Annotated in this window: 17 protein-coding genes and 1 pseudogene; 7 read left to right on the top strand and 11 right to left on the bottom strand. The window is 60.1% G+C overall.

Annotated elements, in window-relative coordinates:
• Positions 1–6: 6 nt before the first annotated feature.
• From GJ654_RS12485 to GJ654_RS21480, 11 genes and pseudogenes are all read right to left on the bottom strand, one after another.
• The gene (locus GJ654_RS12485) at positions 7–2,724 is read right to left on the bottom strand and encodes a site-specific DNA-methyltransferase (RefSeq protein WP_246664729.1); all 2,718 of its coding nucleotides are present in this window, start codon (positions 2,722–2,724) and stop codon (positions 7–9) included.
• An 86-nt stretch (positions 2,725–2,810) separates the two neighbouring features.
• Positions 2,811–3,674, bottom strand: a complete 864-nt coding sequence (locus GJ654_RS12480) for an ASCH domain-containing protein (RefSeq protein WP_155446477.1) — start codon at positions 3,672–3,674, stop codon at positions 2,811–2,813.
• Positions 3,671–6,721 carry a BPTD_3080 family restriction endonuclease gene (locus GJ654_RS12475; protein WP_155446476.1) on the bottom strand — a complete coding sequence of 1,017 codons (3,051 nt, stop codon included), beginning with the start codon at positions 6,719–6,721 and terminating at the stop codon, positions 3,671–3,673. Before GJ654_RS12475 ends, GJ654_RS12480 begins: the two co-directional genes overlap by 4 nt.
• An 83-nt stretch (positions 6,722–6,804) precedes the next feature.
• Positions 6,805–7,272 carry a hypothetical protein gene (locus tag GJ654_RS12470; protein ID WP_155446475.1) on the bottom strand — a complete coding sequence of 156 codons (468 nt, stop codon included), beginning with the start codon at positions 7,270–7,272 and terminating at the stop codon, positions 6,805–6,807.
• 127 nt (positions 7,273–7,399) lie between these two features.
• On the bottom strand, positions 7,400–8,122 hold the full coding sequence (locus GJ654_RS12465) for a ribonuclease H-like domain-containing protein (RefSeq protein WP_196305539.1): 723 nt from the start codon (positions 8,120–8,122) through the stop codon (positions 7,400–7,402).
• Between the two features lie 107 nt (positions 8,123–8,229).
• The gene (locus tag GJ654_RS12460; RefSeq protein ID WP_155446473.1) at positions 8,230–8,694 is read right to left on the bottom strand and encodes a hypothetical protein; all 465 of its coding nucleotides are present in this window, start codon (positions 8,692–8,694) and stop codon (positions 8,230–8,232) included.
• Positions 8,695–8,799: 105 nt separating this feature from the next.
• Positions 8,800–9,588 (bottom strand): hypothetical protein, encoded by a 789-nt coding sequence (locus GJ654_RS12455; RefSeq protein WP_155446472.1) that lies wholly within the window; start codon positions 9,586–9,588, stop codon positions 8,800–8,802.
• Positions 9,589–9,654: 66 nt separating this feature from the next.
• Entirely contained in the window at positions 9,655–10,722 is a 1,068-nt protein-coding gene (locus tag GJ654_RS12450; protein ID WP_155446471.1) for an AAA family ATPase, read from the bottom strand.
• A 244-nt stretch (positions 10,723–10,966) separates the two neighbouring features.
• Positions 10,967–13,369 (bottom strand): hypothetical protein, encoded by a 2,403-nt coding sequence (locus tag GJ654_RS12445; protein WP_155446470.1) that lies wholly within the window; start codon positions 13,367–13,369, stop codon positions 10,967–10,969.
• Positions 13,366–13,683, bottom strand: a complete 318-nt coding sequence (locus GJ654_RS12440; protein WP_155446469.1) for a hypothetical protein — start codon at positions 13,681–13,683, stop codon at positions 13,366–13,368. The genes GJ654_RS12445 and GJ654_RS12440 overlap by 4 nt, the downstream gene beginning before the upstream one ends.
• 642 nt (positions 13,684–14,325) lie before the next feature.
• Positions 14,326–14,692, bottom strand: a pseudogene (locus GJ654_RS21480) (EAL domain-containing protein); the annotation flags it as partial.
• Between the two features lie 30 nt (positions 14,693–14,722).
• Here GJ654_RS21480 and GJ654_RS21475 point away from each other — a divergent pair.
• From GJ654_RS21475 to GJ654_RS12400, 7 genes are all read left to right on the top strand, one after another.
• Complete coding sequence (locus tag GJ654_RS21475; protein WP_155446468.1) at positions 14,723–14,935, top strand: hypothetical protein; 213 nt, start codon at positions 14,723–14,725, stop codon at positions 14,933–14,935.
• Positions 14,932–16,071 (top strand): HAMP domain-containing protein, encoded by a 1,140-nt coding sequence (locus GJ654_RS12425; RefSeq protein WP_155446467.1) that lies wholly within the window; start codon positions 14,932–14,934, stop codon positions 16,069–16,071. The genes GJ654_RS21475 and GJ654_RS12425 overlap by 4 nt, the downstream gene beginning before the upstream one ends.
• Before the next feature lie 159 nt (positions 16,072–16,230).
• Positions 16,231–16,578 carry a hypothetical protein gene (locus GJ654_RS12420; protein WP_155446466.1) on the top strand — a complete coding sequence of 116 codons (348 nt, stop codon included), beginning with the start codon at positions 16,231–16,233 and terminating at the stop codon, positions 16,576–16,578.
• 344 nt (positions 16,579–16,922) lie between these two features.
• Positions 16,923–17,573 carry a hypothetical protein gene (locus tag GJ654_RS12415; RefSeq protein ID WP_155446465.1) on the top strand — a complete coding sequence of 217 codons (651 nt, stop codon included), beginning with the start codon at positions 16,923–16,925 and terminating at the stop codon, positions 17,571–17,573.
• A gap of 69 nt (positions 17,574–17,642) precedes the next feature.
• Positions 17,643–18,446, top strand: coding sequence for a hypothetical protein (locus GJ654_RS12410; RefSeq protein WP_155446464.1), 804 nt, complete (start codon positions 17,643–17,645; stop codon positions 18,444–18,446).
• Positions 18,443–19,345 carry a hypothetical protein gene (locus GJ654_RS12405; RefSeq protein WP_155446463.1) on the top strand — a complete coding sequence of 301 codons (903 nt, stop codon included), beginning with the start codon at positions 18,443–18,445 and terminating at the stop codon, positions 19,343–19,345. Before GJ654_RS12410 ends, GJ654_RS12405 begins: the two co-directional genes overlap by 4 nt.
• Positions 19,342–19,560: a hypothetical protein gene (locus GJ654_RS12400; RefSeq protein WP_155446462.1), complete on the top strand. Its 219-nt coding sequence runs from the start codon at positions 19,342–19,344 to the stop codon at positions 19,558–19,560. Before GJ654_RS12405 ends, GJ654_RS12400 begins: the two co-directional genes overlap by 4 nt.
• The last annotated feature ends 222 nt before the right edge of the window (positions 19,561–19,782 follow it).

The raw sequence follows: 19,782 nt of genomic DNA, 5'->3' as shown, positions 1-19,782 counted from the left end.
GCTCCCTCACACAGCAAACACCTTCATCACCTCATCCCCGAGGTGATTGATGACCTTTACCGCGATCCGCCCACTGACAGGCTTCACGAACGGCCGCGACACGTCGGAAAAGAGGCTACCCCACGCCTCCTCGTCGATCTCCGCCTTCAGCGTCGTCTTCAGCGCCTTGTAGGGGTCGTTGGCGCCGAGGAAATAGGCGTGACGGACGAAGAAACTCTCTTCGTTGTAGTCCGTGTCGATCATCCACAGTGCGATACCGTCGGTGTTTTCCGACACCACCTCGCCGGTCTGCGGCTTGAACACATCGACACCGAACACTTTGACCGTGATCAGCTCGACGCCGGAGGAATCCTTGCCGGCGGGGTCGATCTTGATGTCGGGCTCGCCGAAGATGACGAAGAGATTGCCGGCGCCGGTCGACTTCAGGTCGGCACTCATGTGCAGGTCGGGGTTCATGCGCGCCTTGAGCACGTTGACCCGGCCGAGCTTTTCGAATTCGGCGGAGTGGGCGTCGTAGTTGAAGGCGCAGGCGATCAGCGCGTCGAAACCGGCGTCGCCAGCCTCGCGCGCGGCGGCGACGAGATCGGGGCGCGACACCGTGCCGAATTCCGGGCCGATGAAAATGCCGGCGCGCTTCTGCGTCTCGCCTTCGAGGAACACGCCCTCGGCGCAAATCTGCTTGCCCGGCCATCCCGCGAGGCTGAGGAAGGAAATCCGGTCGTCCTTGTGGGCCTGCTGCACGCCGGCGGCGCGCAGGTTTTCTATGATCATGGCGGCGAAGTCGCTTTTTTCCCCCGCCGGCGTTTTCCTGCCTTCGGCGCGCTCCTGCTCGTCAATCAGTTCATCGTCCCAATCGACGGCAAGCGTGCGATGCGGCGACAGGCTTTCGACCGTGAAGGGGCCGGCGACGCGGACGCGGTCCCGGTCGATGTAGGGCTTGTCGTACAAAAATTCGGATTCGGCCTTGGCGGCGATCGAGGCGTCGATCTCTTTTTGACGCGCGATGCGCGCGTCCCACCATTTGGCGTGAACCTGTTTCGCTTCCGCCGGCCATTTGGAATCGGCCTCGCGCGGGATTTCCCACTCTTGCCAGTTCTGCTTCAACGCCGCGTTCAGGGCATCGCGCAGGGGTTCCAACCCGTCTTGAAACTTTTGCCAGATCACGTCGATTTCGGCGTTCTTCGCGATGTCGCTGAGCATGATATGCGGCACGCGCTCATAGACGAAACCCTGGCGGATATCGCCATGCGTCGGCGTCATCTTCGGCGGCTTGCGGGTGATCTCGCCTTCCTTGCGCTGGCCTTCCGCGCTGTCGGCAAGCAGGTAGTAGGGATAGCGGGCGCCCATCAAGCGAGAGCGCGCCAGAGCGACTGCAACGCGCGAGGTGTCAATAGTGATCCAGCGCCGCCCCCATTGTTCCGCTACATAAGCCGTTGTGCCTGAGCCGCAAGTCGGGTCTAGCACCAAATCACCAGGGTCTGTGCTCATAAGAACGCAGCGTTCAATTATCTTGATGCCCGTCTGAACAACATAATATTTGTCTGAACCAAGACTACTTCCGACATCCGTCCATACATTACGTAGCGGCATGGCGGGATAGTCATCAATGAAGCGCACGTAATTGAGCGTATTTTTGCCTGGCTGTATTCGGTTCGCCATTTTCAGGCGCGCCATCCCTTTTTCGTTGGTCTTCCACCTGACTTTTTCGCTTGGTCGTATTTCGCGACCATTAATCGCGACAGGAAACCAGGAAGCTGCACCTTCGCCTTTCTCGCGCCCGACACTCTGTGAAGTCATATCGCTCAGGCGGAACGCACGCGATCCCTCCAACTGATTGGCGTGCGCTTGAGTTGCCCGGAGCCGCTCGCCGCGTATGGTTTCAATGAAGGTGTATGCTTCGCCGCCGTCGCCCCCTACCGCCTTCTGCACAAGTGCTTGCCGGAATTTCAAGCGATCCTTCGATCTGGCAAACCAAATGACATAATCACTTACGTTAGAAATGTATGTCTCAGTCGAACCTGAGGTTTTCTCGATTGTTAGCTGGGAAACAAAGTTTTCATCACCAAAAACCTCATCCATCAGCGCCCGAACGCGATGCACATTCTCGTCGCCGATCTGAACAAAAATCGAGCCGGAGTCCGTGAGCAGGTCGCGCGCCACGGTGAGACGGTCGCGCAAATACGTCAGGTAGGAATGGATGCCGTCGCGCCAGGTGTCGCGAAAGGCGCGGACCTGTTCCGGCTCGCGCGTGACATGGCTTTTATCCCCGTCCTTCACGTCGCGCGAGGTGGTGGACCACTGAAAATTGGAATTGAACTTGATGCCATAGGGGGGGTCGAAATAGATGCATTGCACTTTTCCGCGCAGCCCCTCGCGTTCCGCCAACGAGGCCATCACCGACAGCGAGTCACCGCAGATCATGCGGTTCGACCAATGCTGGTCGTGGGCATAGAATTCGGTGCGCGCCTCCAGATCAGACAGGCCGTTGAAATCGGCGAACAGGTCCACCGGCGCCGCCTCCTGCGCGCGCTGCACGGAGGCGCGCTTGAGGTCGTCGATCAGAACCTTGGGGTGGACCTTCTCCTGAATGTAGAGCGGCGGCGCCGAGACAATCAGATCGGACCAGTCGGCGACATCCTTGCCGCGCCAAACCAGTTGCGGATCAAGATCGCGATTGCGCCGCTCATAGGCGATGCGCAAAGGCGACTTGTCCTCCTCGCGCATGAGGCTCTCGAATTCCGCGGTCGGAATGTTCTTGCGCGTCGCCTTGTCGTGGACGAGGGTTTCGACCTGAAGGGGCGTCTTGGCCATCAGATGCTTCCCCGCTTGATCAGCCTTACCAGATAGGCGTAAGGCGCGGTTTCCTCGACCCGCACCTTGTCGCCAGGCACAGCATCGTTGTCGGCAAAAAATCGCTTGACCCAAGCGCGCTTGCGGAAAAATTGCTTCTTGCCGTCGATGTCGGTTTCCGCCGGCTCTGGACCTCCCCAATCGATGATCGCGCTCATTGGCGCCTGGTCGCGTTTGTTGCCGCCACCGATCAGGTTGGCAGGAAACCGTCCGATGAACCCGCTCATATAGAAGTGGCTGTTGTCGAGATTGGTCTGATTCAGTTCGGTGTCGCCGACCAGAGTGGATCGGGACGAGGCGGCAGGTGATCGGGGAGCCGGTGACTTCACCGCATTTTCCTTTTGGCCGATAGAGTGACCGGATGGAGATTGAACAGAGTCGTTTTCTTCGAGAGCGACGGCAGAGGTTATATCGCTCGACGGCGGCGAGGCGGCTTCGAACTGCCGGTTTATGGCCATGCCCACTAAATCATCCAGCAAAACCCAGGTAACCGCACCAAGCTTGTGCCGGTAAGGTACGGGCGGCGCTAGTCGCTTCACCTCACCGAACTTCCAAGGTGTAGTCCATTTTGCGCCCGCGCCGTCGGCTATGTGGCGTTCGGGTATGCCGTGCTTGTCGATCGTGGCCAGCATTTCATGCCGCGACAGCGTGGGGCCGCAATCATCGAGACGCGCCAGACCAACTACCTGTCCGCTACCCTTGCGGATCAGCCCGATCCAGCCCCGCTGGCTGGTGGCGCGGGAGCGCATCTCCCAAGTCTTCTTGCCCGCAAGGATCTGGTCAATCCAAGGCGTGTCGATGACAAGGCCCTTGGTGACCATCATGCATCGATCCTTGTCTGAAATTGCTTGACCAAGGTATCGAATTCCGACGCTATCTCAAATACCTCGGTAAACTCAGCAAAGGCCCAGCGGCCATATTTCTGCAGGTTGTTGACGCCAGGTACCCAATAGGCCCGCATCGTGTTGGCCTTCTCCTTGGCGTCTTCACCCCTGAAACCCTTGATCTCGATGATGAGGTTGAGCGGATCCTCTTGGCCGTCGTTGATCTGCACGACGAAGTCCGGCCGGTAACGGCGCGGGGTCGAGCCCATCAAATACGGGACTTCAAGCCCGAGACCCTGGTTCTTGACATAGGCCATGACCGCAGGATGGTCCTCGGCCACGCGGCAGAATTCCGCCTCCCAGTCGCTGTCGCAAACCACCCAATTGACGTGGCACCTGCCTGGATTGGTCTGCCAGCGCGTCCGCTTGGACGTGTTGAAGTTGACGTATGAGGTGGAGCCGACGGGATTGTAGGGATCGAGGATGGCCTTGACCGGATTGTCGCCGACCAGTGTCAGGGTGATGGCCGACTTGATCCGCTCGGCGGCCATGTCGGCGATTTCCTTGTAGCGCACCTGCGCCGGATACGTTCCGCCCGAGCACTTGAGATAGCCGCCATCGAGCCATTGGCGAACGATGCGCTTCATCTGGCCGAAGAGGTGCATCTTCGGCAACTCGCCCGGGTCACGGTACTTGTTCAGAAGCAAATGCGAGGTGAGGTCGTAAAGGATGGTGGAGGCGCGGGTGTCCTGCAGGTGCTCGACGGTGAGATTGACGCTTTCGCCGATGATGCCGCTGTTCTTGGTCACCGAAGGGCCGACGAGTTGCGGCGTTAGTTCGAGCACATGGTCCGGCCCGAAGGTCGCGGATATCTTTTCGCGAGGCAGCTCAACGCGATATCCTTCGACGCGCGGGAACCGGATTTCCAGCGCGTCGCGATCGGGCCGGACGGCATGGACACGGACCGTCTCGACTGGCGCCGAAGGCGGCGCGACGACAGGTTTGGCCGTGAAGTCGAAGGGAATGCCAAGCACGTCGGCATATTCGACCTTGAACAGGCCCGTTTCCTCATTGAGCCGGTAGGACTGGCGCCGCAAGGCACGACCGATGACTTGCTCGCAGAGCAGCTGCGTGCCGAAGGCGCGCACACCAAGGATGTGGGTCACGGTGTTCGCGTCCCAGCCCTCGGTCAGCATCGAAACCGAAACCACGCAGCGGATCTGTTCGCCAAGCTTTCCCTGCTTGCCGACGGTGTTCATCACCTCGCGCAACAGGTCGGAGGAGCTCAGGTTTCTGCCGGCTTCGGCGTCCTGCGTGCGTTCCACGATCTCGCGGCGGAAGCGTTCGATCTCGTCCGCGGCAAGTTCCTCAAAATCCTTGGCCAAGGCATCGCCCGACTCAAGCTGCATGGAGTCGATGAGGATGGTGTTGGGGCGACCGTACCGATTGCCGTACTCGTCGAAGTTGTGAAACAGCTCCAGGCGGCCGGGCACGAACTTTTCCGATCCATCGTCCGCTGGCTGGAAGAAGCCCGAGATGTATTTGTAGACCAGCTCCGACGTCGAGGTGTTGTTGCAGACCACGATGAAAACCGGCGGCACGCCAATCCCCGCCTCCCGCCAGAGGTCGTAGGTCTTGCGGTAATGCCCATACAGCGCCTCAAGCGCGGTCAGCAGTTCCGTCGGCAGGCTGAGCGGATCAAGCGCCTTGCCGCCGGAGCCGCGACCCTTCTTCGGCATCTTCTTGCCGATGTGATCCCACAGATTGCGAAAACGGGGCGTATCTCCGCCCGGCACGTCATCGGCGACGGGCACGCGCGGCAATTTGACGATGCCGCACTCGATTGCGTCCATCAGCGAGAAATCGCTCATGGTCCAAGGGAAAAGCGAGCCTTCGCGATAACCTGAGCCGCGCAGGAAGAACGGTGTCGCGGACAGGTCGTAGACCAGGGAAATGCCAAGATTGCGCTGGATGGCCTCAAGGCCGGTGATCCAGAGCCGCGCGGCTTCGTTGTTCTCCTTGGCCTCCTCCTTCTCGTCGCCCTTCAGGTCGTCGGCGGTTTCGCCGTCGGCATCCTGCACGCGTTCGCGATAACAATGATGGGCCTCGTCGTTGATGACGACAATGTTTTTCAAGCCCATCAGCTCGCCGATGACGCGCTGAAGCATCTGCCCTTCGGTCTCGGCGGTCTGAAGTTTTTCGCCGCGCCAGCCTTCCAAAGCGGAGCGCGTGCCCTTGGCGATGTCGATCCGTTCCCGGATCTTGAAGGCGTGGTAATTGGTGATGACGATCTTCGCCCGATCGATGTCAGCGAGCATGTCCGACGGCACGAGATCGCGGTGCTTGTAATAGCTTTCGGGGTCGTTGGGCAGCAAAACGCGCAGGCGTTCACGGATCGTGATGCCTGGCGCGACGATCAGGAATCCGCGCGAAAAAGTTTTGCTGTTCTTGTACCGGACAGCGTTGACGGTTTGCCATGCGATTAGCATGGCCATGACCGTCGTTTTGCCGGCGCCTGTTGCGAGTTTGAGCGCCAATCGAAGCAGTTCGGGGTTGGCTTCCCCGTTGGCGCCCTTGATGTGAGCCCAAAACTTCGCGCAGCGAGCGCCCATCTTCGGCGCAACTTCGGTCAACCAGATGGCCGTCTCCACCGCCTCTATCTGGCAGAAGAAGGGGCGAACGCCCTGGAATTCGTGGTGGCGCCAGTGTTTGAGCAGACGGGCCGACTCGGGCGTCACCATCCATTGGTCAGAATTGGGCAGGTTCCGCCATTGCTCAACGTAGGTCCGCACCTCGTTGATGATGGGCGTAGGGTTGTATTCCTGGCCATCAGCCGAGACGTCTTCGCCAGACGAAAAGGCCATTGATGCCTGCGCGGCGCTCTGGCGGCGCTTTTTCGGTTTGGGAACAGGCGTAATCAGATCCGAGCGACGCCTTGTCTCAGTGATCCTGTTGGTCGGTTGCCCGTCGTTGTCGAGTTCCCAATGCCGCCCAGGAAAACCGTAGGGGCTGTTTAAAATGGGGCTCTCGAAAAAGGACGCGGACATAGGCAACCACGCGAATCAAAGGGTTCATCGTTTGTGCCATGCTCGTTTTTTATGCGCCAGCGGCAATTGGACGTTTTCAAACGTCAAGTTTCCGCCTGGGAGTGCTTCGCCTCGATCCAGAGCTCGACCTCCTCCACCGTGAAATCCGGATTCATCCGCTCAATGTCCAGGCGAATGCTTGCCGATAGGAGGGCCGTCAGGTTGCTGTCGTCGTCTTGTTGTGCGATGCAGCGATCAATCATGATCTTCCGGACGATCTCTGTTTCGCTAGAAGCTGGCCGCGCAGCCGTGAGTGCGATCAAATCGCGCATTGCAATCCGAATGCCTGCCAAACACGCAGCGCTGACGGCGTGCGCCGACGCTTCGGCTTCGGCTTTGGCGCAAGTGAACGCGATGGCCAGCAGGGCGTCAAAGACATCCGAAAACTGGACGGCGCGCGTTCCGAGCCGCTCGAAAAATCCAACTTCGAGAGGCGAAAGCCGGAAGTCGTTGTTCCGAAGCGCATCAAGCTTGAGAAGCGGAATTGTATAGCTAATCAGTGGTTTCGGCATGAGATTGCTCCATTATGAAAACAATTAAGCCCGCGCGACCTACGTCGGCGGGCTGAATTGCAGATGGCTGTACGCGGTGGGGTCAGATCGGCGGGCGTCGCCCGAGTGGCAGCGGGGCCGTGCGTGATCAGGCGCATCCGTTGCCCTGGTCGCGCGCCAGCGCCGCCTCGAGGCCATCTTGGCTAGCTTTAAGGGCTTCTGGCGTCAGCCGATTGTGGAAGCTTTCGCGCAGAAGAAACAAGCGGTAAGTCGCCGCGACGTCACCCGCGCAATATCTGCCGATTGCAGCGAAATCGCCAGATGCCGCGAGATCGCCTACCCGCGCGCCGTTCATGCCGGCGACCTTGCCCTCGACGCCGAGAATGCGGCAGATCTCGTCGAGTTTGACTCTGTTGCGGTTGTTGAAGCTGGCGAAATCGTCACACAAGTCGATATGGTTTTCGCTGAACCGATGAAAATAGTTGCTTACGAGCGTCAAGTGCAGCCCTTGCAACCGATGAAGCATCGCGCGGCTACGAACGGCAGGAAGGTCGAAGCTTGAGCCGTTATATGTGACCAGAATCGGGCCGGTGAAGCTGACAAGCTCAAAGAAGCTCTCGAGAATCTGGCCTTCGGTCAGAATTCCGGCGTGAAACGTCCTGGTCTCCTGCACCTTCCACGCGCGATCATCATCGTAGACCGCCAACAGCGCAGAGATACAGACGAGAGCGTGATAGGGCGGAGGAGGAAATTCCTCGCCGATGATCGCCTTGGCGCCGACGACATCATTTTCATCAAGGCGGTGGGCGCGGGCGACGGCCGCGTGATCGAGGACGGTCTCGCAGTCGAATACGAGAATGGGCTTAGGCATTTTCGGGTCCTGATAGTGAAAAAGCCGGCGTGCGGCGCCGGCTAGGTGGAGTCTTTGGGAGCGGATAGGTGGACGCGCCAGTCCGCGGGAAGAAGGCGGCTCTATAATCAGTCCGCAGCGCATTGCTCGCGCAGGCGCCTGATCCAGTTCTCCGCCGCCTCGCGGTCGAAGTGCGGGAAGATGAGCCGCACGTCGGTATGAATCGACGCCAACAGCGCCCAATAGAGAGCGGATCGCCCGTTTTCGACGAGGTCGGCGACAAGAATTTTCTGTGTAAGCTCGAATTGGTTGCCGGCCTGGCGGGCGGCGAGCAGGGCAAGGGTGGCGTCAATAGTGCGCCGGACTCCGAGCCGACACTTGGCGCTGAACTTGTCTTTCTGGGCAGATACGATGCCCAGATGACCGGTGAGCGTGATCAAGCTCGTCAGCAGGTCCGACGTCGTCACGTCAGGCGCGCAACCGATCTCCTCGTAAACCTTTGCTATGCGAGGTGTGATATCCGGGCGTCCCCGAGTCGGCAGCGCTCCGACGCGTGCTATGATTATGCCCTTAGCCTTGTGCGGATATTCCATCGAATTTTCCTTCGTTGTGACCAAAAAAAGGCGCGCGGAAATGGTTTTCCGCGCGCGCCAGACGTGATTTGGATTGGATTGAGCACCCCGATCGAGGGGTCAGGTTCAGATCGGTTTGCGCTTCAGGCCGTAATGCGCGGCGATGATGCTCTCGACGATGCAGAGCGCCCGGTCGGCCCCCGAGTAAATCGAGAACGCGACGAGCTCCGTCGCAGGCATGCGCTTCCAGCCGGGATATTCAGTGTGGCGCAGCACCGCGTCGCGCGCGACACCAACCGCCGCGCAATGTGCGCTGCCTTCCGGCGTCATTGCCCATAGATCAATAGCGCCCGATCGCATCTGCGCATCGAACCGCGCGTCGAATTCCTCCGGCTCCATTTCTTTCGGCAGGCGGACGACCAGCCCGCGCGGCTCCACGCGCACCGGGCTGCATTCGGACAGACGCTGCATCGGGAAGATGTGGCTCGGGAACCACCGTGTGAAGCCGGGATCCTTACGCCAGTTGTCGCCTTCTCGCGCCACGGCGGCGTGTGCATCGGCGTTGAGCTGCAGCATGCGCCGTTCCAGACCGTCCGGCGGGCAAGTTGAAGCTTTGTAAATTGGCATGCCCAGCGGAATCGCTAGCACGCGGGCGAGCCCAGTGGTCGCGCCGAAATAGATGCGGCGCTCACGATCTGAATCACGCGCAACATCTTTGTATTCGTCTGTCAAGAAGATATTGCTCGGGCCGATCTGAAGGTCTACGGGGCCAATCTCAGGCCAATCGAACGGATAGTGCTTCGACTTGCGAGACTGGCGAGGCGAAGCCGCCTCTTCTTCATCTCTGTAATCATTCATTTTCTTTACCTTTTCCGGGGTCCTCCAATTTGGAAAACCCACAAAGACTTCATCCAATCCGAACCTTCCTGCCGATCACCAATCCCCAAGACTCGAGCCGCGTGCCTGTTCCACATGTCCGCATCAGATGAAGCCGTACCGGCGCGCCGGTTCGCCACGGGCCTGCACGATGCTTTCGGCATCGCGAATGTCCCCGGCCTCAATCCGCAGAGATCGGCGATCCGCGGCGAATCCGCTGGCTAGCAACAGCAGCTTCAACATCGCGCGGGGCGTATGCCGCGCGAGGATTTCGTAAGCAGCGAGATCAAGATCGCCTTCAAGGCCCGGCCGGTCGGCGGCGAATGCGCGAAAAACGCTGCGCGCCAATGTGATGCACTCATCGCCCTCCGGCGCATTGATGGAGAGAACCAGCGCGCGGTCGAGCACGGGCGTTGGAATGCCCCGCAGAGAATTGGCCGTCGCCAGGTAGATTATGTGCTCGGCCCGCAGCGTCAGTCCGATGAAAGCGTCTTTGAAAACGCGAGCGTTTTCCGGCTCGAACAGGCTCAGCCAAATTTCGTTTGGCGGGCTCTCGTCCCGACCCTGCCGCATCGCCTTTTCGATTTCGTCGATTACGACCACCGGAGCCGCGCAATCGTTTTCCAGCAGAGCGCAAGAGATTGATCCTTGACGGGCGGCGCGCCACGATCGGCTGTGCCCGATCAGTTCACCACAAATGTCATCGCACATGTTCATGGAGACGGAGACGGAGGGTGTGTCGAGCACGGTCGCCAACCGGCGAATGATGCGGGTCTTGCCGTAGCCGGGCGGACCGAGCAGTATCATCGGCGTCAAGCGCATCGGCGCCTTGGTTTGCATCGATGCGCAGGCCTCGCGCCGTATGACGTCAATGACCGCCGAGAAGGATGGCGACGTGTTCTTAAGGCTCTCGAGCCGCTCAACCATGGCGATGTCGCCCACGAGCAGTTCGCGGCGTGGACCCATGACGCCTTTGGCAAGGCCCTCCAACACGGCGAGACGACGAACTTCATCTTGTGCAAGGCCGAAATCCTGGTCGGCCGCGCCCTTGATCGACCGAATGAGCTCCTGAAGCTCAGTTTCATCGTAGAGCTCTATTGTATGGCGCGCATGGGGCGGCGTTGAGCTGACCGGACAAGCGTTCAGATCAGAGACACAATTTTTTTTCTTCACTTTTGGGGTTCCTGGAATTCAACACACATCAAATTCCGGGATGGCAGACGTCGAAAAAAGCGGCGCGTTGGCTTGATCGACCATCCTCCATGGGCGCCACAGGCACATACGATGCGAACGGCGAGAGCGCAGTGCTCTTAACGGCTTGTTCGATACTTTGGCGCGCGCATGGCTGGTTGGAGGCCGGTGAACCGCCCCTCGTGCCCGTATGGTCGGTACTGTCAACTCCTGGGGTGACGAATCTTCAACGGAGAACTTGCGTCCCGCGTTTGTGCGCGTGCGGAACTTCAAGTCCATGCCTTTTCAGTTCTTGCACTAATTTCAAGGTATCAATGACGAAACGAGCCTCGTTGGCGCGCAATGCATTGGCCATGGCCAAGAGCTCAGCGCGCTCGGTGGTCAACTTGGCTTTCGCGCGTTGTTTCTCCTGGTCCGACGGATTTTGAGCCGCATCTCTCAGGCCCTTCTTAATTACGTGGATGCGATTGCGGACTTCCCTAGCGTGCGGGCCGAGAAAGGTTTTTAATGCCGGTCCATAGTTGGCTAAAATTTGGCTTGAACCAAAAAGTAGGATCTGCGCGTAAACACCGGCGAGGGCACGCTGCTGTGCGGGGATCGCCGCAGCCGACCAAGGCGCTGGGAGACTCGCGACTGGCGAGGAGCCGCTCCGATCGGCGGCTGGCGATGGCCGCGGGAAGCCAGGATCAGCTGAATTGGTCGACGCGCGTTTCGGTATGACCACCGGATGATTGAGCACGGTGCGCGTCGCTGGCGGACTCTCGGGAGAAGGCGCGCGGAAAGGAGCGGTCGAAGGCCGTGTGGCCAGCGTTGAATCTGGCTTCAGTGGCGCGGCGGCGGCAACTACACCGGCGCGCTGCCGATCGAAAGCGTCTGCAGGGGATACAGGAACAGGAAAGGGCGCCATTGGCGCCGATGTCGCCGACGTTAGGGCACGCTTGCGATCCATGTCGCCCTGCGGCGGCGGCGTGGCAGGCATCGACGGCGCTTGAATGGGGGTCGGCCCGCCGCCGACGCCGTTTGCCTGCGTGACCGCGCGTTGAAGTTCGTGCGCGTGGGCTGCCGACTCCGAATCGAACATCGCCAGCATGCGCGACCGGAGGATCGGGCTGGCGTTATATTGTGCGAAGTCGAGGATTTGTTCCGCGAGGCCGGGTTTGCCGTTGTTCAGCATCGTGACCCATGCAGAATCGGGCGCCACGCCTTCGTCCACAGCTCTATAAAGGGCGCCGGCGAGAATTCGCAGATGCACGGGAATGGCCTCAGGATCGAGTTGCCGCGCTGCCTTCACGTCGTCGAAATAGCGCCTTATCTCCTCTCTGGACGTCAAAGCCGGCGCGCTGCGCGCTTGCGAAATGGCGCGCCTGGCCCGCCAACGTTCGACCCCGCGAACCATTGCAGTCGCCGCGACCGCTGCAATGCCGATTCCAACGCTCCCCGTCAGCAAGGCAACGGCAATCCCCGCGCCGCGCGCGACGGCAGGGGCGCGCCAAAAACGCAAGGTCCGGTAAGCGCGGCTTATCGTTTCCTGGCGCACACGGCGCGCCTCTTGCCGGGCTGTCCGGATCGCCTCGACTTGGGATTTGATCTTCGCGTCGACACGTGCCCTCTGGCGAGCCATGTCCGCTTCCCGTTGCTCGCGCGTGATCCGCCGAACGAGATCGATGTCGAACGCCGACAAAGCGTCCTGTTTCGCTGCCCGCAGCGACTCGTCATGTTCGGCGCCCGACTTTTCGACGGCGGCAGGGAGAACGTCCTTTCTCACGCGCGCGAGCGTGTCGGCTTCCGGAATGGCGCCCCTCACGTGGTCGAGATCCGACGGTTTGAGCCGCAGTGGCGCACCCGATTTCTTAGAAGCCGCGTTGAGAATGCGAACAAGTGAGTGGCTCGAACCGGTGTCGAGATCGACGACCATCACGGCCTTGTCGCCATGAGCCAGGCGGAGGCGGGCTTCAGCCAGTGAGCGGGCGCCCAGCCCATCGGCGCGCCAAGCCTTCAGGACACGGTCGCCGAATTCCGCGAGATCGAGATCATGGTCGTGCGCCTGTGCTTTGTCACTGACCTTCAACTGGTCATTGATTCTTTCCGGCGCGGTGAGTGCGGAGATAAGCCTTGCGAGATCCGGCCGTTCCCTTTCAAGCGACTTCCTCACGCTCGCAATGTGAGGACCGGGCACGACCGGATGGCCGAATTCCAGCTCCGCCTGGGTCGAAATCCGCTCATTCTTGATCTTTATGAACGAGCTCGGGATAAGACCGCCACGTCCGTGGTCATAACGCGGAAAGATGACGTGGATGTGCCCGGGTCGTCCGGTCTCGCCCGGCTTGAAGTGTTCTTTAACATGGCAGGGCTGACCAGATGAAACGCCATAGACCTCCCGGATGAGTTCGATCATCCGCTTTTCTTGCGAGAGAGTGAGAGGCAGCGCCGGCGATACGGAAATATGGACGAGGCTTTTCTCGATTTTTTGAGCCAATCCCATGGCGGCGAAGTCCGCTATCGCTTCGGTGGTGTCGAAAGCGCAGTCGAACGACAAATCTTCGCGAGTGCGGACCCGCTCGTTGGTGTCCACGCGTTCGAGATGACGGGCCAGCCCACCCGGCCCACGTATGGTCGCATTTACGATCATGGATCGATTTCGCAGCCAATGGCGGCGCGAACGGCGGCGGACGTCCGGGATATCTCCGCTTTTATCAACAAGAGCTCGTCATCGGCGCGGCCGCCAGCCGCGACGGTGGTATAGATTCTCTGCAGATTGCCGGAGAGGGAGCCCAGCACGCGCACGGCGAGGGCCAAATCGTCCGGCGCGCGCACTTGCGCTCGAGCGGGCGGCGACATGGGGAGACCGCTCGAAGTTTCGAGGAGGCGCCGCGCGTAGGAGGATATGGGCTCGTCGCCCGCCTCGGCGACGAGCCGCGCATGGACGGTAGGTGTCAGCCTCACGCGAAGAACCAGCGGATAAAGCACAGGACGAGGATTTTTGTTGCGCATCAGTGTTCGGCGCGGCAGCGCCGCCTTTTCACGGGGGTCCACGGGGGCGGAGCCCCCTGGCGAACTGTCGCGTCTACGCGACACGGCTCGTATTCTTCCGTGATCGATTGTCCTGCGGTAGCGCTATTTGTCTATTTCTTGAATGCAAATTCTTTATGCATGATGCAGCTTGGCGAAAATCTGATGTAACCTTATACCTACCCTTTAAAGATTGCGCGTGCCTAGGTTTGCTTTAAGGCCAATACAAGCGCCTGGTTGTTTGGGCAGGAGGAATGCAGGGCGCGCCAACGCGCTGCATTCGGGCAGACGCGTACTTGTCTCGGCCTGACGTTCGCGGGATTTGACCGCAATGCGCCAGAAGCAGAAACTCCGAGCCGCCTGAACCAATCGATAACTTTTGCAAAAAAGGGAAAATTCCTATTGCTTCGCCATCCACGACGCCCGTTTCTGGGTGCTGGCTATTTCGTCGGCCTTGACGAGGAAGTTGGCGACGGACAGATCCTGCCGCCATTGAGCCGAAGTCGATAGCGGGTCGGGGGCATACTGGGGCCGCCGGAGCATCTGGAACAGCAAGGTCCGAGAAGGCGTTGCGTTTTACGCTGCGGCGACGGCTGCGTCGCCGCAAGATGGCTCTAAGCCGGACTGGCATGGGGACATTGCAATTTCGCTGGTGGGATGAACCCATTCGCAATCTTCGGCGAAAGGCTCCGGCATGCCGACGAAATAGCCTTGTGCGTAATCGACGCGCTTCCAGCAAATCCGCGTTTTCGACAAATTCCGCAACAGTTTTCTTGCCGGTGGTGCGGGCAAGGTGGTGGATCATTTCAACCATTGCGCGATCGATCCGATCATGGAGCATGTCTTTGACGAAGCTGCCGTCAATTTTCAAATAATCCACAGGAAGGTGCTTGAGATAGCAAAACGACGACATTCCCGCGCCGAAGTCGTCCAGGGCGAATTGGGTAATTCTTTAAAAGTAAGGAGACGCTCTGTGGCCAAGAACTGGAACGAAATGACGCCAAGCGAACGGATCGACGCGCTCCGCGGAGAAATGGACGGATTGGCAAAAACGATAGCCGCTGCGCAGGACGATCTAACTGGGCTGTTGAACCGTTTCATCGACCTGCAGGCGCATCAGAATTCAACTTATGGTCTTGTTAAGAAAGTTGTTACATCTGTCGAACGGATCGAAGCCAACGGATGACCTTGGCCCTGGTTGTCGGAGAGTGGACCTACGCCTTCTCGCATTTACGCATTGGCGGCCCCGTCTATCAAATGCTTTCGGACAATTCCGTTATATCCAATGACGCAGAGCCGCCAGCGCTCTTCGTCGTCGAGGCCTATCTGGCCGTTTTGGAGGCGGCGCGCGCGACTCACCCAGAAAAGTTCGCCAAGGCGAAACAGGACGAGGCCGGTCACCGCAAGGCGTTCGAAAAGCGGTATGCTTTCTGGGAAACCGCCTCTCTCGCGGACGCCCAAAAGCGCCTACTGACCGGTCCCGTCTACGAAGAGGCGGAAAAGTTCTTCTCCCTTGCCGAAAAGGAGTTCTTCCCCGCGCTGGAGCGCGGAGACCGGGATGGCGCCGAAACTGCGTTCACGATGCTGTCCGACGCCTTTGATCGTCACCACGTGGCCGTCCTTGAACTCATCCGACTGATCGACGCCGATCATGCCGCAATAGAAAGCGATGCGGCTTCGATGGCCGCGCGCGTGCAATGGTTGGTGGGGGCAGTGGTCGCGTTCGCCGTCGCGCTCGTCGCAGTTGTAGGCTGGTCTGTGCGTCGCTCGATCCTGAGGCCGCTCGCAGCTCTCGAGAACAGCGTAGTTCGGCTGGGGGCGGGCGATACCGCATCGCCGGTAGCCGAGCAGGACCGCGCCGACGAACTTGGTCCGCTGGCGCGGGCGCTGGAAGGTTGGCGAGGGTCGCTGATCGCCGATGCGCAAAACCGTCGCGCGGACAAGGAACATTCGGCGCGTGCCCTGCACGTGAATCCGGAGACAGAACGGCGCATCGCCGAATTCCGCCAAAGCGTCAACGGCGTCCTGCAAAGTGTAGCCCAAGCGGTCGTCAGGACGGAAGGCACCGCCACCACGTTGAAAAGCAATGCGGAAAGCGGGAGGCACCTTGCGGGAGTTGTGAACTCTGCATCGCAACGCGCGGCCTCGTCAGAGTTCAGACGGTCGCGGCGGCGGCCGAGCAATTGTCGGCCAAGGTTCGCGAGGTCGGCGCTCAGGTGCGTTCGGCGGCGGAAACATCCGCGACCGCAGTGCGTAAGACTTACAGCCTACGCGACATCGTTCATCACATGGGGGCCGCTAGCGGCAAGATCGAAGGCGTGATCGCGCTGATCAACGACATCGCCAACAAGTCGAACTTGCTGGCCCTGAACGCCACCATATAAGCCGCAGGCGCCGGCAAGGCGCTTCGCAGTCGTCGCCAATGAAGTCAAGACCCTCGCCAATCAGACGGCATCGGCGACGGGCGACATCCGCGCCCAGGTGACGGCGGTTCAGAGCGCCTCTGATGAGGCGCGACGCGCGATCGGGGAAATCGAGGAAACCATCGAGCACGTGGACCAGTTTTCCAGCGCCATTTCGGCCGCCGTCGTGCAGCAGGGCGAGGCGACCGATGAAATCGCGCGCTCCATTGTCGTGGCCTCGCAAGGCTCAGAGCAGTTGGCGACGAGCGTCGGTCAGGTGCATCGTTCGACCGAAGACACGCAGATGTCGGCCGATGCTGTTGGCGAGGTGGCGCGAGATTTGGCGCGGCTCTCGGAATTGTTGAGCCGCAACATCGAGGGCTTTCTTTCAGGGATCGATATGAACATCGGCGAGCGGGCGGCCTAGCCAAGCAAGCCGCCGAGTTCCGATGCGCATCAGGGCAGCGCTCGCGACGCCCGCGCCACGCCTGGTTTGGCCATCTTGGTAAGCAACGACCAAGGTTGGCGACCGACGGCTTTAGGTCAACACGGGACGGTCACGGGCCTCGTCGGGAAGGTCCGGAATGAGCCGGACTTTGTCGATCAGGCCGTTTCGGATTCTGCTCGCGGTTCATCCAGACTCGGCAGGTGTCTGCGTTAACTGGATAAACACAGTCCATTTTATGAAGTTAATTCACCGGGCCCAATTGAGACGGTATTTTTATTTCTGACGCCCCCATAGCGTCACGGCGACCTTGACCGGAGCGCCCGATGACCCGCAGCCTGAACGACGAACACTCCAAGTGCCTCGATGCGGCCGCCATGTCATGCGTCCCGGACATCTTGCCTTCGGGTGGCTCGAGCATGCTGGATCGCCTATTTTGCGAGATCAAGAAGGCGCACCGGGAAGGCCGACGCGAGATTTCTTTGACCTGCGCGGTTCAGCTGGCGCGTGCGTGGATCGATCGGATTTACAAGCAGCTGGGCTGGAAGCGCATAGCACAAATCTTCCAGGCTGTTGGGTACGACCACGCGACAGAAAAAAATGTCAGGCAAGCTTTTGACGCCGAGGACAGCCAACTCGTTCAGGAGGTTGCCAACTCCGACGAGGGGGGCCGGTTTCTGAAGGCGGTTCAGGCGCTCATCGAGGGCGCGCAAGTTCCATGGGAATCGGCAGCCGGATCAGAAGCCACTGTCAGCGTCCTCGCTACGGCCCCCGCCAGAGCGCCGGGTCCGCGCGAGAGCAGCGAAGCCGCGCTGGCCGCCGATCTTGCCGTCTCGAAGGCGCCCGCCGACGCCGAACCCATCCTTTTTGATCTAGCCTCTCCCCCGTCCACCCCGGCGCGTGCGCCTGCTTTTCATAACGAGGAGAACGCCAGGCCGAGCGAACCCATTCCCGTCACCTACGGTCGGCTCAAGTAACGGCTTCGCCGCGATTTCGGGCTGCGCGAGCGACGTCGAACATCCCAAGACGCCCGATGGAGTTGTCCCATGCATCTAAAAATCGAACAATTCAAATATCTCTGGATATTGATATGTGCGCAGCGCGGCGGAATCGGAAAATCCTTCGCGACGCAACTGCTCCACAGCATGCTGATGATGCTCGGCCTGCGGATTACAGTTCTTGACGCCGACGTCGGTAATTCCAGCACTCTGACGCTCTATCCCGATGCGCGCTCCGTCGATTTGCAGTCACCGACGGCCAGGGGATATATCGTTCGCGCGATCAACGAATTGAAGGAACGTGTCGCAGATGCAGCCCTGATGGATGTTGGTGCAGGGAAGCAGCAACTCGTAATGGAACTTCTCCCCCGTGTTAGCACCTTAGCGAAGGCGGCCGGCGTCCGTATCGTGTGGGTCCACCCCGTCACAAGCTGCAATTTCGTTCAGACGGAAGCGGTTCGCGCGGTTGACATCGCGAAGCAGCACGGCATTGGGCTCGTGTGGGCGCGTCAACTCGGCCAAGGCCATGAAAAAGACGATTACCACTACTGGGAGAAGACCAGCGCGCGCGCGGCCGGCCTCGCTTACGCCGTCGAATGCGAAGTCCCCAATGCCTCCAGGTTTCTGGTCGATAATGCCGCCTCGCTTGGTCTGTCATTGGCGGATGTCGCTTTCGGCAATTTCGAAAAGCTCGCCCCCGACGATCGCGCGATCGCCGAGCAGCTCTTCAGTGCTGACGTTCGCTGCTTCGCGGCTGATTACATGGCGGAAGTCACAGAAACCCTGGGCGTTGCTGTGACAGAAGCGCTGTCACGTGCCGCTGCGCACCAGAAGTCGGGCGCCGACCAATGAGAAACCCTTTTCGCGACGAGGCGAATCGTCTTCGCCGCGAAGAAGGCGCGGTCGCCCGCCGGGCTTGGGGGCAAAGCGCCCCCGATCTGCGGTTGCCGACACGATATGCCGTCGGCCTTGCGGCCGGCGCTTGCCTTCTCGTCATCGTCCTATGCGTCGCCGGCTTGGCGATGCGCTTTCCGACGGTGATGGATCACTTGCGCGGCGGCCGGATCGCGGCACTTGATCGCCTGACGGCCGCTGGCATCAATGTTGAGGCGATCGAGCCGCTAGACCTGCGTTCCTTTCTCGCGACGAAACCAGAGGCGCGCGCGGCGCTGATAGAGATTGCGCGTATGTGGAGCCCAGCCGGTCAGCACGCCTTGGTCGATCTCTTCAAGCATTCAAACACGCCTGCCAAAAGCTTTGAGGCGCTGATCTGGCTTGCGCATCGGCTCGACAACGCGCCGGGTCGAACAAAGCTCACCTTCGCTGCAGCCGAGATCGACGAGGAGACCGCGAGCCGGCTGACGGCGAACATCGACTTCAGCGAATTCATTCGCGCACTTGGCATAATGTCGATGGAAGACGCCCGCCTGGTGGCGCGGGCCGGCTTTCCCGTCGTGCCAAAAAATGCTGCGCAGGCCGATCTTGTGCGCTCGGTTCTTGATCCAACTTTTCCAGCTACCACGGGCGCAAAGCTCCTGGATCTCGCCAAGGCAAGCCCCGAGCGCGCGGCCGCCGTCTCTCAATACCTGCGAGACGGCGCGATGCTTAAGAACTGCAAACCCGTCGCTTGCGCGCAGCAACCGCCTGCCGCATGCTATCTGGCGAACGGGCAATGCCCTGCGGGACATTATCCGACAATCGCCAGCATCCAATGCGCGCCCCTCCCACCCGGAATGAGTTTTGCGAAATGACCGCTGAATTCCCTACTCTCGAAGAACTTCGCCCATTGATCCACCACCAAATGGTGGTGCTCACGGGCTTCGGCATGTCGCCGGCGCGGGCGCTCGCCGTGGCGGCGGAAACGACTGTCACCGTTTACAACGATGCACTTGTCCTTGAAGCGATCGAACATGCTCGCCGCGCGATAGACGCACAGGGAACATGCGCCGAACTCGCTCCAAAATGAACCGATGTCGGTTTTCCTCGTGCCAGATCGCCCTCACCGAGAGATCCTCTCCGGTTGGAGCACGCCGCGCCCCGGCTGCCTACGCGAACATAACCGGTACGATTGCCCTTGACAGGCCGGCTTTTTAGCGGGTACTTTCTCTCTTATCCCCTAGATGAACCCCGCGTTCAAAAATCGAGGTATGGCCTTGGTTTTTGTGCATGCTTGTAACGCGGTGGAGTT

This window comes from Rhodoblastus acidophilus, assembly GCF_009720655.1.
In the GTDB taxonomy this organism is placed as follows: domain Bacteria; phylum Pseudomonadota; class Alphaproteobacteria; order Rhizobiales; family Beijerinckiaceae; genus Rhodoblastus; species Rhodoblastus acidophilus_A.
Note: the sequence above shows the minus strand (reverse complement) of the source record. Positions and strands in the feature narration are given on the sequence as shown.